Origin of the sequence: Sodalis sp. RH16, from assembly GCF_047324245.1 — a bacterium.
GTDB lineage: Bacteria > Pseudomonadota > Gammaproteobacteria > Enterobacterales > Enterobacteriaceae > Acerihabitans > Acerihabitans ligni.
Map to the genome: position 1 here is coordinate 428038 of NZ_CP178737.1, position 15221 is coordinate 443258.

A 15221-nucleotide genomic window follows, 5' to 3' on the forward strand; every position below is an offset into this window, starting at 1 on the left:
TTGTATAAATATTTGGCAATATCAGATTATAACCTGGCCGCTGGACAATGACTGTATGAATAATCATACTTATTAATGATGCTTCTATAGTGAGCTTGTTGACAAGATGCCCGCGCTCGACAGGCTGGTCGCAGGCTAAGCTTTTTGAGGAAAAACAGACCCGATGTCAGAACCCGCCCTGCCCCGCCAGGGTTTTGTACTTACCCGTCATTGGCGCGATACCCCCAAAGGTATCAGCGTTGACTTTTGGCTGGCTACCGACGAGGGGCCGCAAAAAGTCACTCTGCCGCCGCAGCAGGCGGTAGCCTTTATGGCCACCGAGTTCGCCGAACAGGCCCGCCTCCTGCTGGCCGCCGTGGCGGAATGCAGTCTGCGGCCCCTTGAACTGCGTGATTTCCACCGCCGGCCGGTGACGGGAGTCTATTGTCGCCACTACCGGGATATCGGTCGACTGGAAAAAACCTTCAAAGAGGCCGGTATTCCTCTATATGAAGCAGATATCCGCCCCCCCGAGCGTTATCTGATGGAGCGGTTTATCACCGCCCCGGTCCTGTTTGACGGCAGCAGGCAAGACGACGGCACGCTGATCGATGCCCGGTTGAAACCGGACGCAGGCTATCGCCCCCGGTTAAAAACCGTCTCGCTGGATATCGAAACCAACCGTTTCGGCGAGCTGTACTGTATCGGGTTGTACGGCTGTGGGCAGCGGCAGGTCTATATGCTGGGGGAACCTCCGGCGGAACCCGTCGCCTGGGCCGACGGCTGTCTTGAGTATGTGCCGACACGCGGCCAGCTTATCGACCGGCTTAACCTCTGGTTCGTCAACCACGACCCGGACGCTATCATCGGCTGGAATGTAGTGCAATTCGACCTGCGCGTCCTGCAGCAGCAGGCGGAACGCCACCACCGCACGCTGCGCCTCGGACGCGGGAGGGAAGCCCTGGAATGGCGCGAGCACGGCATGAAAGCGGGCCACTTTTTTGCCGGCGCCGCCGGCCGGCTGATTATCGACGGTATCGAGGGACTGAAGTCCGCTTTTTGGCAATTTACCTCCTTCAGCCTGGAAAACGTGGCTCAGACCCTGCTTGGCGAAGGTAAAGATATCTCCACCCCCTATCAGCGCATGGATGAGATAGACCGCCTGTACCGCGAAGACAAACCGGCCCTGGCGCGGTATAACCTCAAGGATTGCGAACTGGTGGTGCGGATTTTCGAGCATACCCGCCTGCTGGCGTTCCTGCTGGAGCGCGCCTCGGTCACCGGCCTGGCGGCGGACCGCAGCGGCGGTTCGGTGGCCGCGTTTACCTGGCTGTATCTGCCGCGCATGCACCGCGCCGGTTACGTGGCCCCCAACATGGGGGATATCCCGCCGCAGCCCAGCCCCGGCGGTTATGTGATGGACTCCCGGCCGGGTTTGTATGATTCGGTGCTGGTATTGGATTACAAGAGCCTTTACCCCTCGATTATCCGTACCTTTCTCATCGACCCGGTAGGTTTGATCGAGGGCATGGCGCAACCTGAAAGCGACCAGACGGTGGCCGGTTTTCTCGATGCGCGCTTTTCCCGTCGCCACCACTGCCTGCCGGGCATCGTTAGCGAACTCTGGCTGGGCAGGGAACGCGCCAAGCGGGATCACAACCAGCCCCTTTCCCAGGCGATGAAAATTATCATGAACGCCTTTTACGGTGTATTGGGCGCGCCGGGATGCCGTTTTTTTGACGCCCGGCTGGCATCAAGCATCACAATGCGCGGCCACGCCATCATGCACCAGACGCGAAAACTCATTGAAGAGCAAGGCTATCCGGTTATTTACGGCGATACCGACTCCACCTTTGTCTGGCTGAAGCAGGCCCACGATCGCGATGCCGCCGATGCCATCGGCCGCCAACTGGCAAAGACCATCAATCAGTGGTGGCAAACCCATTTACAGGAAACCCTGGGTCTGGAAAGCGCGCTGGAAATCGAATATGAAACCCATTTCAGCCGTTTTCTGATGCCCACCATCCGCGGTGCCGAGCTGGGCAGCAAAAAACGCTATGCCGGACTGGCGCAAACCGAGGAAGGCGACCATATGGTATTCAAGGGATTGGAAACCGTTCGCAGCGACTGGACGCCGCTGGCCCAGCAGTTTCAGCAGCAGCTTTACGAGCGCATATTCCGCCGCCAGCCCTATCAGGAATTCGTGAGGGATTTTGTCCGCCGGACCCTGGACGGCTCACAGGATCACCTCTTGGTGTATCGTAAACGCCTGCGCCGAAAATTAAGCGAATATCAACGCAATGTACCGCCGCAGGCCCGCGCGGCAAGGGCAGCCGACGAGTATAATCGACAGCATGGCAGGCAGCAGCAGTACCAGAACGGCGGCTGGATAAGCTATATTATCACCGCCCAGGGACCTGAGCCCCTGGAGATACGCCGCACCGCGCCGGATTACAACCACTACCTGACCAAGCAGTTACAGCCGGTGGCGGACGCTATACTGCCTTTTGTCCGGGATGATTTTGCTACGCTTATATCGGGTCAAATGGGTCTGTTTTAAGCGTAAAAGCGAATATTGGTAGGTGACGCAGCGGCATCTATCCATTAACATAACGCCTTTTCGGACCTCAACGCTAACCCTTACCGAGTTTAACGCCGTGACCTCAGGCCAGCGCCAGCCACGGTAAGCCGCGCTATACCCTAACTAATTCAAGTTGCAGGAAGGCGGCAACGCAGCGACGAATCTGCAGGGAGCAGATTTGAACGCTGCTTGCGGCGGCCCCGAAGGGGCGAGGCTCATGGACGAGCCGAGTAACAAAACCAACGCACCTGCGACTTGAAGTATGACGGGTATATTGCCGGTAATTTTGCCTAACATAACACCGAGCCGAGAATTTATGCCTTTCAAATCAGGTCAACGCTGGATCAGCGATACGGAAAGTGAATTGGGATTGGGAACCGTGGTTGCCGTGGATAACCGCATGGTCACCCTGCTGTTTTCCGCTGCCGGTGAAAATCGTCTTTATGCCCGGGCCGATGCTCCCGTCACCCGGGTCATTTTCAATCCGGGCGATACCGTAACCAGCCATGAAGGCTGGCAACTACTGATAGAATCCGTGGAAGAAGAGGACGGCCTGTTAACCTATATCGGCACCCGGTTGGATAGCGGCCAGGCCGACACCGTGCTGCGGGAAGTGATGCTGGACAGTAAACTGACCTTCAGCAAACCGCAGGACAGACTGTTTGCCGGGCAAATCGATCGAATGGACCGATTCGTCCTGCGTTATCGGGCGCGAAAATTTCATAGCGAACAATTTCGCCAGGCCTGGAACGGTTTACGGGGCATCCGCGCCAACCTGATCCCCCATCAGTTGCATATCGCCTCGGAAGTGGGGCAGCGTTACGCGCCGCGGGTTTTGCTGGCGGACGAAGTGGGCTTGGGCAAAACCATCGAAGCCGGCATGATAATCCATCAGCAGTTGCTCACCGGCCGCGCAGACCGCGTGCTGATCGTGGTACCGGAGTCATTATTGCACCAATGGCTGGTGGAAATGCTGCGCCGCTTCAACCTGCTGTTTTCCCTGTTTGACGAAGAACGCTACGCCGAAGCGATGCAGGACAGCGAGAATCCCTTTGAAACCGAACAGCTGGTGCTGTGTTCGCTGGACTTTGTGCGCCGCAACCATGAGCGGCTGGAAAAGCTGGCCGACGCTGAATGGGATCTGATGGTGGTGGACGAAGCCCATCATCTGGCCTGGAGCGAAGAGGCTCCCAGCCGGGAATACCAGGTGATCGAGCAGCTGGCCCGCAGTATTCCCGGCATCCTGCTCCTTACCGCGACGCCCGAACAGCTGGGGCTGCAAAGCCACTTCGCCCGCCTGCGGCTGCTGGATCCCGATCGTTTCCATGATTACGCCGAATTCGTGGCGGAACAGCAGCGTTACCGGCCGGTGGCGGATGCAGTCACCCTGTTGCTTAACGGCAAGGATTTAACCGACGAGGCAAAAAATCTGCTGGGGGAGATGCTAAGCGAACAGGATATCGAGCCGCTGCTGGCGGTGACCAACGGCGACGATACGCGCGCCCGCAGCGCCCGCCGCGAGCTGACGGCCATGCTGATGGATCGCCACGGCACCAGCCGGGTGCTGTTCCGCAATACCCGGCAGGGCGTTAAAGGCTTTCCGCGCCGGCTGCTGCATCAAATCAAGCTGCCGCTGCCGGCCCAATACCAGACCGCCATCAAAGTGGCCGGCATCATGGGGGGCAAACAGGCGCCGGATGAGCGGGCGCGCAACATGCTTTACCCTGAACATATTTATCAGCAATTCGAAGGCCAGAGCGCCACCTGGTGGAATTTCGACCCCCGCGTTGAATGGCTGCTGGAATACCTGCTGCAGAACCGGCAGGAAAAAGTACTGGTGATCTGCGCCCACGCCGATACCGCCCTGCAATTGGAACAGGTGCTGCGGGAGCGTGAAGGCATCCGCGCCGCGGTATTCCACGAAGGGTTGTCCTTACTGGAACGGGACCGCGCCGCCGCCTATTTTGCCTCGGAAGATGACGGCGCCCAGATCCTGCTCTGTTCGGAAATCGGTTCCGAAGGGCGAAATTTCCAGTTTGCCCATCAAATGGTGATGTTTGATTTGCCGTTTAATCCGGATTTGCTGGAGCAGCGCATCGGCCGGCTGGATCGCATCGGCCAGACTCATGACATCGAGATTTTTGTACCCTATCTTGAGCAGACCGCCCAGGCGATATTGATCCGCTGGTATCATGAAGGATTGGATGCGTTTGAACATACCTGCCCCACCGGCCGCGTCCAGTACGATCAAGCCTACGCCACCCTTATCGGCTATTTGGGCGAACCGGCGCAGCAGGAAGGACTGAACGAATTTATCCTTGAATGCCGCAAACAGCACGATCGGTTAAAGCTGCAACTGGAACAGGGACGCGATCGCTTGCTGGAACAGCATTCCAACGGCGGCGAACAGGCCCAGGCGCTGGCGCAGGCCATTGCCGCGCAGGACAGCGACCCCCAACTGGTGAATTTCGCCCTCAACCTGTTTGATATCGTAGGCATCAATCAGGAGGATCGCAGCGACAGCCTGATTGTCCTCACCCCGTCGGATCACATGCTGGTACCGGAGTTCCCCGGCCTGCCGGAAGAGGGCTGCACTATTACCTTCAACCGCGAGCAGGCGCTGGCCCGGGAGGAAACACAGTTTATCAGTTGGGAACATCCCATCATCCGTAACGGCCTGGATCTGGTATTATCCGGCGACAGCGGCACCAGCGCGGTATCGCTGCTGAAAAACAAAGCGCTGCCGGCGGGCACCCTGCTGGTGGAATTGATCTATGTGGTTGAGGCATCGGCCCCGAGAAAATTGCAGCTGAACCGTTTTTTACCGGCAACCCCCATCCGGCTGCTGCTGGATCAAAACGGTAACGATCTGGCATCGCAGGTGGAATTCGAACATTTCAACCGGCAGCTCAACGCCATAAAACGCCATACCGCCGGTAAACTGGTGAGCGCGGTACATCAGGAAATACACAAGCTGTTGCAAAAAGGCGAAGCGCTGGCGGCCGAACAGGCCCGGACGTTAATCCATAGCGCCAGGCAGCAGGCGGATGAGAGCCTGAGCGCCGAGCTTAACCGCCTGGAGGCATTGAAAGCGGTGAACCCGGCAATCCGGGAAGACGAGCTGGAGACGCTGGCGTATAATCGCGAGCATGCACTAACCCAACTGGATCAGGCCAACTGGCGGCTGGACGCCATACGCCTGATTGTGGTCACCGATCAATAATTGTTGCGGGGTCTGGGGCGCCGCCCACAGACCCCGCCGGAGCCCCATGGAACCCTATAATCCCCCGCGAGAGCCCTGGCTGCATATCCTCTATCAGGACGCGCACATCATGGTGGTGAACAAACCCAGCGGTTTACTGTCGGTCCCCGGTCGCGCTGAGGAGCATCGGGACAGCGTAATGTCCCGTATTCTGGCGGAATTTCCACTGGCGCAAAGCGTGCACCGGCTGGATATGGCCACCAGCGGCGTGATTGTCGTGGCGTTGACCAAAGCGGCGGAACGGGAGCTCAAACGGCAGTTTCGCGAACGGGAACCGAAGAAAAGCTATATCGCCAGGGTATGGGGACATCCGGCTTTGCCTGAAGGCCTGGTGGATTTGCCGCTGATCTGCGACTGGCCGAACCGGCCCATGCAAAAGGTGTGCTTTGACACCGGCAAGGCGGCGCAAACGCATTACCGGGTATTGTCCTGTGAAGACGACGGGACGGCCCGGGTATTGCTGATGCCCGTTACCGGCCGCTCACATCAGCTGCGGGTGCATATGCTGGCGCTGGGACATCCCATCCTCGGCGATGGCTTTTACGCACCGCCCGAGGTCAAGGCCTTGTCAGACCGCCTGCTGCTCCATGCGCAGGAACTCTCCATCACCCACCCGGCCTTTCACACGCCTATACATTTCCGCTGCGAAGCGGATTTCTAACAAACCGCCCCACAGCGCGGTAGGCCCGCGATCATCGATCGCGCAACAAGCCTGTTAAAGGGAGACCGCTTTTACCAAGGTTCTCAGCGAAAACCCTTTTCCTGCTTGATCAAATCATACGCCGATTGTATTTCCTGGGTCTTCTGCTTGGCCATCTCCATCATTTCCGGCGGCAGGCCCTTGGCCACCAGCTTATCCGGATGATGTTCGCTCATCAGCTTGCGATAGGCGCGCTTAATGGTCACGGCATCATCGGTGCTGTGCACCCCAAGCACCTTGCAGGCATCCTCAAGGGTAGGACCTGGCCGGGCGCCGGGCTGGTAACCGCCCTGGGAATAGTGCCCGCCCTGACCGCCGAACTGCTGGCCGCCTTCCATCATGCTGAGAAACTGATCGAACTGCATGCGGGAAATACCCAGCTCTTCGGCAATAACATACAACACCTGCCGCTCGTTAGGATGCAGCGAACCATCGGCGAACGCCGCCTGAATCTGAATTTCCAGAAACATCCGCACCAGATCGAACCGACCGAAACACACCTGCCGGAACTCCCGCAAGGATTCCCGCAACGGGAACTGACTGCCCTTGCCTTCGCGAAAAGCCTGCTGCGCGGCGACCTTAGACTGCTCATCCAGACGCAAACGCTCCATCAACGCATTGGCATTGAGTATATCCGCTTCGGTTACCCGTCCCTTGGACTTGGTTAAATGCCCCATGACCTGAAACGTAGTACGGAAAAAAACGTTCTGCCTGGTTTGCTGATCGGCGAAGAAACCCGGACCGGCGGTTCTGGCCATCCGGGCCTTATCCACCATATGACCGATTAAAAAGCCTAATACCACGCCCCAAAAGCCGGCTCCGGAAAGAAAACCCACTATTACGCCCAACAGCTTACCCCAATACCGCATATACTCCTCAATTCACCATGCCGTCGGTTCAAATTTGCTTTATCATACCTGTCATTTATCGCTGTGCCTAACGGTGCGCGGATAAACGGCGGGATTTAACACTAGCGCAACTCCGGTGAGTGAGTTAGTCTCTGACCGTTTGACGGCATGAAGCCCAAGATGACGGAACACCCGAAAAGCATATGAAGAAAAGTTTCCCTACATTGCTGGCCAGCCTGATCTGGTCGGCGCTTTATAGCCAGAATGCCCTGGCTGATTTCGCCGATCAGTGCCTGCTGGGCGTGCCTGAATACACCAAGCCGCTGGTCACCGGTAATCCGAACCAGCTGCCGGTGCATATCCAGGCGGACCATGCCCAGGCTAATTATCCAGCCAACGCCACCTTTACCGGCAATGTGGATATACAGCAGGGCAACAGCACCCTGACCGCCAAGCAGGCCGAGCTGGATCAAAAACAGACCGGCCAGGAAGCGCCGGTGCGCACCGTGACCGCCACCGGTGACGTGCATTTCAACGATAATCAAATCAAGTTGAACGGGCCGAAGGCCTTTTCAAACCTGAACACCAAAGATACCGACGTCTATCAGGGCGACTATCAGATGGTGGGCCGGCAAGGCCGCGGCGACGCCGACACGATGAAAATGCGCGGCAATAATCGCTATACGGTGTTGGAGAACGGCACCTTTACCTCCTGCCTGCCCGGCAACGACAGCTGGAGCGTCAAGGGTTCGGAAGTCATCCATGACCGCCAGGAGCAAGTGGCGGAAATATACAATGCCCGCTTTCGCATCGGCGGCGTTCCGGTTTTTTACAGCCCTTACATGCAATTCCCCACCGGGGATAAACGGCGGTCCGGCTTCCTATTGCCCAATGCAAAATACGGCAGCAAGAACGGCTTTGAATTTTCCGCGCCCTATTACTTCAATTTGGCGCCCAACTACGACGACACCCTTACGCCGAATTACATGAGCAAGCGCGGACTGCAATTGCAAAACGAGTTCCGCTACCTCACCACGCCCGGCGCGGGCCTGGTGCAATTCGACTATCTGCCCAACGATTCTGAATACAGCGACGATCACCCCGGCGACGGCAGCAGCGACCGCTGGCTGTTATATTGGCGGCACAACGGGGTCATGGATGATGTCTGGCGTTTCAACGTCGATTATACCCGGGTCAGCGATCCCTATTACTTCGACGATCTGACCTCGCAGTACGGCTCCACCACCGACGGCTACGCCACGCAGAAATTCAGCGTCGGCTATGCGGATCCCAACTGGGAAGTGACGCTGGCCAGCAAACAGTTCCAGCTTTTTTCCGATTACGGCAACAGCAGCTCCTATCGCGCCGCGCCGCAGCTGGACGTGACCTATTACCAGAATGACGTCGGCCCGTTCGATACCAAGATTTACGGCCAGGCCGTCAATTTCACCAGCGCCAACGGCGACAATCCCAATGCCACGCGGCTGCATATCGAGCCTACCATCGATTTGCCGCTATCCAACCGCTGGGGCAGCCTGAATACCGAAGCCAAGGTGATGGCGACCCATTACCAGCAAGATAACCTTGAAGACTGGAACAACACCGCGGGCAATAACCAGCTGCAAGGCACGGTGAACCGGGTCCTGCCGCAGTTCAAGACTGACGGCAGAATGGTCTTTGAACGGAGTATGGACTGGTCGCAGGATTATACCCAAACGCTGGAGCCGCGGCTGCAATACCTCTATGTGCCCTACCGCAACCAGAGCGATATCAATCTTTACGACTCCACGCTGCTGCAAACCGATTATTCCGGTTTGTTCCGCGATCGCAGCTACAGCGGCCTGGATCGTATCGCTTCGGCCAACCAGCTGGCGGGAGGTGTCACTACCCGCATTTATGATGATGCATTGGTTGAACGTTTTAATGCTTCCCTAGGTCAAATCTACTACTTCACGAAACCGCGCACCGGCGATACCAACAGCAGCCTGGACAACGACGCCGAAACCGGCAGCGTGGTCTGGGCCGGCGACACCTACTGGAAGATAAGCGATCAGTGGGCCGTGCGCGGCGGCGTGCAGTATGATACCCGCCTGGACAGCGTCGCCCTGGGGGATGCGGTCCTGGAGTATCGCCGGGACGAAAACCGGATGATCCAATTGAACTACCGTTATGCCAGCCCCGAATATATCGAGGCGACGTTGCCCCAAGTGACCAGTCCGGGTTACCAGCAGGGTATTTCACAGATCGGCACCATAGGCAGCTGGCCGATTGCGGATCGCTGGTCAGTGGTGGGGGCCTATTATTACGACACCAAGGCAAGCCAGCCCGCGGAACAGTTCCTGGGACTGCAGTACAATACCTGTTGCTGGGCGGTGAATGTCGGCTACGAACGAAAGATTACCAGTTGGAACAGTACCAATAGCACCAGCGTTTATGACGACGGCGTGTCGTTAAACATAGAACTGCGCGGTTTGACCAGCGATTACGGTCTGGGTACGAGAAAGATGCTGGGCTCCGGCATCATTCCCTATCAACGGGCGTTTTGATACTGAATCAAACGGGCAAACATTGAACATGAATCCGCGAATGCGGCTGATAGAAATGGAAAAGGTATGAAAAACTGGAGAACGGTTATTCTCGGCATGGCCCTCTTTGCTGGCAGCGCGTTTGCAGCCCCGCAAGTGGTGGATAGAGTGGCGGCCGTGGTGGATAACAGCGTTGTTCTCGAAAGTGATGTGGATGGACTGCTGGACTCCGTCAAGCGCAACGCAGCGGATGCCCATCAACAGCTTCCCGACGATGCGACCCTGCGCCGCCAGATTATCGATCGCCTGATCATGGACAATATCATTCTGTCATTGGCGCAGCGGGCCAATATTACCGTAACGGAAGATCAGCTGACGCAGTCCATCAGCCATATCGCTGAACAAAACCACATGACGCTGGATCAGTTGCGCAGCCGTCTGGCGGATCAGGGCATCAGCTACGACACCTATCGTAAGCAAATCCGCAAAGAGATGCTGATTGCCGAAGTGCGTAACAGCGAGGTGCGCCGCCGGGTAACCATCCTGCCGCAGGAAGTGGATTCCCTGGCGCAGCAAATTGCCGCGCAAACCGGTAACGGCGCCGACTACAATTTAAGCCATATCCTGATCCCGCTGCCGGAGAACCCATCCCAGGCGCAGGTGGATAAAGCGGAAGCCCTGGCGAATTCCCTGGTGGCGCAGCTCAATAAAGGCGCCGATTTCGGTAAAATGGCCATCAGCTACTCCTCCGATCCCCAGGCGCTCAAAGGCGGCCAGATGGGCTGGGGCAAGCTGCAAGAGTTGCCGACCATCTTTGCTGAACGGTTGCAGTCAGCCCCCAAAGGGGCAATCGTCGGGCCCATTCGTTCCGGGGTCGGTTTCCATATCCTGCGGGTTAATGATATTCGCGGCGGCGATCAGAAAGTACAGGTTACCGAAGTCCACGTCCGGCACATTCTGCTGCGCCCGTCGGTGGTATTGACCGATCAGCAGGCCCAGGACAAGCTGAACGATGTCCTGGCGCAAATCAAAAGCGGCAAAGCCGATTTCGCCGCCGTGGCTAAACAGATTTCCCAGGACCCCGGCTCCGCCAACCAGGGCGGCGACCTGGGCTGGACCTCTCCTGACTCCTACGATCCCGCTTTCCGTGACGCGCTGGCCTCCCTGAAAAAAGGCCAGATCAGCTCGCCGGTGCGCTCCTCTTTCGGTTGGCATTTGATTCAACTGCTGGATACGCGCCAGGTTGACCGCACCGACGCGGCCAAGAAAGATCAGGCCTACCGCCTGCTGTTCAACCGTAAATTCGCCGAAGAGGCGCAGACCTGGATGCAGGAACAGCGCGCCGCCGCTTACGTCAAAATCCTGGATGACAATGGCGGCAACGGTGACAATGGCAGCAACGGTGATAATGGACAGTAATGCTCGGCTGGTGATAACGCCCGGCGAACCCGCCGGCATCGGTCCGGATTTGATGGCCGTGCTGGCGCAGCAGGCCTGGCCGGTGGAGCTGGTGGTGTGCGCCGACCCGGCGGTTCTGGCGGACCGGGCCCGGCAGCTCGGTTTACCCTTGCGATTGAATCCTTACCGTCCGGAGCTGCCGGCCGCTTCGCAGCCGGCCGGCACCCTGACCGTGCTGGCGGTGGACGCTCCGGTCCCGATAAGGGCGGGTCAGCTGGACGTGGGCAACAGCGCTTATGTGGTGAAAACCCTGGCCCGGGCCTGCGATGGCTGCCTGAACGGCGAATTCGCGGCACTGCTCACCGGTCCGGTGCATAAAGGCATTATCAACGACGGCGGCCTGCCCTTTACCGGCCATACCGAGTTCTTCGCCGATCGCAGCCAGTGCCAGCGCGTGGTGATGATGCTGGCCACCGAATCGCTGCGGGTGGCGCTGGCCACCACGCATTTGCCCCTGTCGGCGGTCGCCGGCGCCATAACCCGCGAATCCCTGCGGGAAGTCATCACCATCCTCGACCATGATTTGCGCCGCCGGTTCGGTATTCCCCGGCCGAGGATCTATGTGTGCGGCCTCAATCCCCACGCCGGGGAAGGCGGCCATATGGGCCGGGAAGAAATAGACACCCTGATCCCGGCGCTGGATGCGCTGCGGGCCGAAGGACTCGATCTGGTGGGGCCATTGCCCGCCGATACCCTTTTCCAGCCCAAATACCTCCGGCATGCCGATGCGGTGCTGGCGATGTATCACGACCAAGGGTTGCCGGTATTGAAATATCAGGGCTTCGGCCGTGCGGTTAACATCACCCTGGGATTACCTTTTATTCGTACCTCCGTCGATCACGGCACCGCCCTGGAACTGGCCGGCACTGGTCAGGCGGAGGCCGGCAGCATCAAGACGGCGCTTAATCTCGCCATAAAAATGATAAATAATTGTAATGGATAAACGTCTTCATCAAGGCCATCTCGCCCGTAAACGCTTCGGGCAGAATTTTCTCCACGACGGCAATATCATCGATGCCATCGTCTCCGCCATCCATCCCTTGCCGGACCAGGCGCTAGTGGAAATCGGCCCCGGTCTCGGCGCATTGACCGAACCGGTGGCGGAGCGGCTGACCCAGTTGACGGTCATTGAACTGGACCGTGATTTAGCCGCCAGGCTTGCAACGCACCCTTTTATGCAGAGCAAGCTGACCATTCTGCAACAGGACGCCATGACCGTGGATTTCGCCGCCCTGGCGCAGCAGCTGGGCCAGCCGTTGCGGGTGTTCGGTAACCTGCCTTACAATATCTCCACGCCGCTGATGTTCCATCTTTTCAGCTATACTCAGGCAATCCGCGACATGCATTTCATGTTGCAAAAGGAAGTGGTGAACCGTCTGGTGGCTGGACCGGACAGTAAGGCCTATGGTCGTTTGAGCGTCATGGCGCAATACTATTGCCAGATCATACCGGTATTGGAAGTTCCGCCGACCTCTTTCAGACCGGCGCCGAAGGTGGACTCGGCCGTGGTGCGCCTGGTGCCTTACAGCCAATTGCCCCACCCGGTCAGCGATTTGCAGGTATTGGCCCGGATTACCAGTCAGGCGTTTAACCAGCGCAGGAAAACCGTTCGCAACAGCCTTGGACATCTCTTTACCCAGGCGCAGCTGACGGAGCTGGGGATCGATCCGGTCATGCGCGCTGAAAATATTACCGTGGCGCAGTACTGCCACCTGGCGAACTGGCTGGCGGACCACCCATCGCAACAAGAATGATAGGAGTCAGGCTGTATGATTAATTCGCCGCGCGTTTGCGTGCAGGTTCAAAGTATGTACGTCGAGACACAATCCATCCCGGAAGAGGAGCGTTATGTCTTCGCCTACACTATTACCGTGCGTAATCTCGGTCGGCATAATGTACAGCTGGTGGGCCGTTACTGGCTCATTACCAATTCCAACGGTAAAGAAACCGAAGTCCAGGGGGAAGGGGTGGTGGGTGAACAGCCGCTTATCCTGCCGGGCAATGAGTTTCAATATACCAGCGGGGCTATCCTTGAAACGCCGCTCGGCACCATGGAAGGCCATTACGAAATGCTGGATCATCAGGGGCAGTCCTTCCGTATTGCCATTCCCGTCTTCCGTTTAGCGATACCATCACTAATACACTAACTATGTCGACTTATTTAATCGGTGATATACACGGCTGCTTTGAGGAGCTGAAGCTACTTTTGTCCCAGGTGGATTTTAATCCTGCCCGGGACCAGTTATGGCTGACCGGAGATTTGGTGGCCCGGGGGCCGGCTTCCCTGGAGGTCATGCGATATGTCAGGGATCTGGGGGACTGCGTGCGGCTGGTGCTGGGCAATCATGATTTGCATTTGCTGGCGGTATACGCCGGCATCAGCCGCAACAAGCCCAAGGACCGCATCACGCCGCTGCTGGAAGCGCCGGATGCCGATGTGTTGATCAACTGGCTGCGCCGCCAGCCGGTGCTGCAGGTGGATGAGGAAAAAAAGCTGGTGATGGCCCACGCCGGCATTACGCCGCAGTGGGATTTGGCCACCGCCCGCATGTGCGCCCGCGAAGTGGAAGCGGTGCTGTCCAGCGATAGCTACCCCCTGTTTCTCGATTCCATGTACGGCGACATGCCGAACAACTGGTCTCCTGAGCTTACCGGCCTGTCTCGGCTGCGTTTTTGCACCAACGCCTTTACCCGAATGCGTTTTTGTTTTCCCAACGGCCAGTTGGACATGATAAGCAAAGATGCGCCGGATCGCGCCCCCCCTCCCCTGCGCCCCTGGTTTTTGTTGCCCGGACCAGTGGCGCAAGAGTACGGCATTGTTTTCGGCCATTGGGCCTCGCTGGAAGGAAAAGGCACTCCGGAGGGTATTTATGCCCTGGATACCGGCTGCTGCTGGGGCGGCGAATTAACCATGCTGCGCTGGGAAGATAAGCAGTATTTCCGGCAACCGTCCAACCGCCGGGGTGAAAGCGGCATTGAAGCAATGCCGGTGGAATAATACCGGCAGGCGAAATCTACTCATTTTTTTATTAGCTTTTTATTTTATTAGATATTACCACTCCCCAATAAACGTATCATGCAGCCAGGGTTATTGGCTGGGGCACAACCCTCAACGGACAAAACCAGATGTCGGCTACGATACAGTCCTCCGGGGCTGTAATGCCTTTTAGAAAGGACTCAAATATGAATAATGCGATTGTGAATGAAGCATTTGTCAAAACTGTTGCCCAAGATAAAACCATACCGGCGTTACTTACCTCATTAGGCAAATACTTTACCAGAGGCTATAACGCCGCGTTGTCCCCTCGAAACGAACACAGCCAGTCTACTGCCGCCGTCCAACCGCCATTAAAGAGCGCCGAAGAAATGGCCGCACTCGCGCAATCCATTAAAGCCCAGTTGACTGCGTGCGCCAAAAGCCTGTGTGGGGGTTTATCGACTCTTGAACCGCTAATACGTTATTTAGAAGATGATAGCAGGGAGATTTCCTATGATAATATTGAATATCTTATTAATGAACGGATTGAAGGGGCTAACAAGCACAACTTTTTAAGAGCGCTGATTACCGATCTCTATCTTTGTTCTACATCCGAAAATGGCGATGAATATAATAAAACGTTAGCGCTCAATACATTACAAAAAGAGCTTTGCGGCCATCCATTTAAGAGCTTTGGCGATCTTAATCCACAGCGGCACGGCAATGTTTTCAGTACTGCCGAAGGTCGAGAAGCGTTTAGAACGCAGATATTGAAAATTCTGAAGGATTTGAAAGACAACTGGCATTACACCGCGGCTAAAGCTGAACAACATAATTAAACCCGATCATTTCACAAATATTCCCGAGGCCAGGCTTACATGGTTTCGGGAA

Annotated in this window: 11 protein-coding genes; 10 read left to right on the forward strand and 1 reads right to left on the reverse strand. The window is 57.1% G+C overall.

Features of this window, described 5'->3' with window-relative positions:
- Nucleotides 1-163: 163 nt before the first annotated feature.
- The 3 genes from ACL2XJ_RS01960 (at nucleotide 164) to rluA (ending at nucleotide 6483) form a co-directional block, all read left to right on the forward strand.
- Nucleotides 164-2539, forward strand: a complete 2376-nt coding sequence (locus ACL2XJ_RS01960) for a DNA polymerase II (protein WP_413725490.1) — start codon at nucleotides 164-166, stop codon at nucleotides 2537-2539.
- A gap of 337 nt (nucleotides 2540-2876) precedes the next feature.
- Nucleotides 2877-5783, forward strand: a complete 2907-nt coding sequence (gene rapA, locus ACL2XJ_RS01965) for an RNA polymerase-associated protein RapA (RefSeq protein WP_413725491.1) — start codon at nucleotides 2877-2879, stop codon at nucleotides 5781-5783.
- A 46-nt stretch (nucleotides 5784-5829) separates the two neighbouring features.
- Entirely contained in the window at nucleotides 5830-6483 is a 654-nt protein-coding gene (rluA, locus tag ACL2XJ_RS01970; RefSeq protein ID WP_132925929.1) for a bifunctional tRNA pseudouridine(32) synthase/23S rRNA pseudouridine(746) synthase RluA, read from the forward strand.
- 83 nt (nucleotides 6484-6566) lie between these two features.
- Here rluA and djlA read toward each other — a convergent pair whose 3' ends face one another.
- Nucleotides 6567-7391 carry a co-chaperone DjlA gene (djlA, locus tag ACL2XJ_RS01975; protein WP_132925927.1) on the reverse strand — a complete coding sequence of 275 codons (825 nt, stop codon included), beginning with the start codon at nucleotides 7389-7391 and terminating at the stop codon, nucleotides 6567-6569.
- A gap of 182 nt (nucleotides 7392-7573) precedes the next feature.
- Between djlA and lptD the strand changes: the two genes are divergently transcribed.
- The 7 genes from lptD to ACL2XJ_RS02010 all read left to right on the forward strand — a co-directional run bounded on the left by lptD (nucleotide 7574) and on the right by ACL2XJ_RS02010 (nucleotide 15169).
- On the forward strand, nucleotides 7574-9916 hold the full coding sequence (gene lptD / locus ACL2XJ_RS01980) for an LPS assembly protein LptD (protein WP_413725492.1): 2343 nt from the start codon (nucleotides 7574-7576) through the stop codon (nucleotides 9914-9916).
- 66 nt (nucleotides 9917-9982) lie between these two features.
- Complete coding sequence (gene surA, locus ACL2XJ_RS01985) at nucleotides 9983-11314, forward strand: peptidylprolyl isomerase SurA (RefSeq protein WP_413725493.1); 1332 nt, start codon at nucleotides 9983-9985, stop codon at nucleotides 11312-11314.
- On the forward strand, nucleotides 11304-12296 hold the full coding sequence (pdxA, locus tag ACL2XJ_RS01990) for a 4-hydroxythreonine-4-phosphate dehydrogenase PdxA (RefSeq protein WP_132928010.1): 993 nt from the start codon (nucleotides 11304-11306) through the stop codon (nucleotides 12294-12296). The genes surA and pdxA overlap by 11 nt, the downstream gene beginning before the upstream one ends.
- Complete coding sequence (gene rsmA, locus ACL2XJ_RS01995; protein WP_132925921.1) at nucleotides 12289-13107, forward strand: 16S rRNA (adenine(1518)-N(6)/adenine(1519)-N(6))-dimethyltransferase RsmA; 819 nt, start codon at nucleotides 12289-12291, stop codon at nucleotides 13105-13107. The genes pdxA and rsmA overlap by 8 nt, the downstream gene beginning before the upstream one ends.
- Before the next feature lie 15 nt (nucleotides 13108-13122).
- Nucleotides 13123-13500, forward strand: coding sequence for a Co2+/Mg2+ efflux protein ApaG (apaG, locus tag ACL2XJ_RS02000; protein ID WP_132925919.1), 378 nt, complete (start codon nucleotides 13123-13125; stop codon nucleotides 13498-13500).
- Nucleotides 13501-13502: 2 nt separating this feature from the next.
- Nucleotides 13503-14351, forward strand: a complete 849-nt coding sequence (gene apaH / locus ACL2XJ_RS02005) for a bis(5'-nucleosyl)-tetraphosphatase (symmetrical) ApaH (RefSeq protein ID WP_413725494.1) — start codon at nucleotides 13503-13505, stop codon at nucleotides 14349-14351.
- A 185-nt stretch (nucleotides 14352-14536) separates the two neighbouring features.
- A complete protein-coding gene (locus ACL2XJ_RS02010) occupies nucleotides 14537-15169 on the forward strand; it encodes a hypothetical protein (protein WP_413725495.1) in 633 nt (210 codons plus the stop codon).
- Nucleotides 15170-15221: the final 52 nt, after the last annotated feature.

Coding starts and splice junctions, on each gene's coding strand:
- ACL2XJ_RS01960 (WP_413725490.1), top strand. CDS start 164: ATGTCAGAACCCGCCCTGCCCCGCCAGGGTTTTGTACTTACCCGTCAT.
- rapA (WP_413725491.1), top strand. CDS start 2,877: ATGCCTTTCAAATCAGGTCAACGCTGGATCAGCGATACGGAAAGTGAA.
- rluA (WP_132925929.1), top strand. CDS start 5,830: ATGGAACCCTATAATCCCCCGCGAGAGCCCTGGCTGCATATCCTCTAT.
- djlA (WP_132925927.1), bottom strand. CDS start 7,391: ATGCGGTATTGGGGTAAGCTGTTGGGCGTAATAGTGGGTTTTCTTTCC.
- lptD (WP_413725492.1), top strand. CDS start 7,574: ATGAAGAAAAGTTTCCCTACATTGCTGGCCAGCCTGATCTGGTCGGCG.
- surA (WP_413725493.1), top strand. CDS start 9,983: ATGAAAAACTGGAGAACGGTTATTCTCGGCATGGCCCTCTTTGCTGGC.
- pdxA (WP_132928010.1), top strand. CDS start 11,304: ATGGACAGTAATGCTCGGCTGGTGATAACGCCCGGCGAACCCGCCGGC.
- rsmA (WP_132925921.1), top strand. CDS start 12,289: ATGGATAAACGTCTTCATCAAGGCCATCTCGCCCGTAAACGCTTCGGG.
- apaG (WP_132925919.1), top strand. CDS start 13,123: ATGATTAATTCGCCGCGCGTTTGCGTGCAGGTTCAAAGTATGTACGTC.
- apaH (WP_413725494.1), top strand. CDS start 13,503: ATGTCGACTTATTTAATCGGTGATATACACGGCTGCTTTGAGGAGCTG.
- ACL2XJ_RS02010 (WP_413725495.1), top strand. CDS start 14,537: ATGAATAATGCGATTGTGAATGAAGCATTTGTCAAAACTGTTGCCCAA.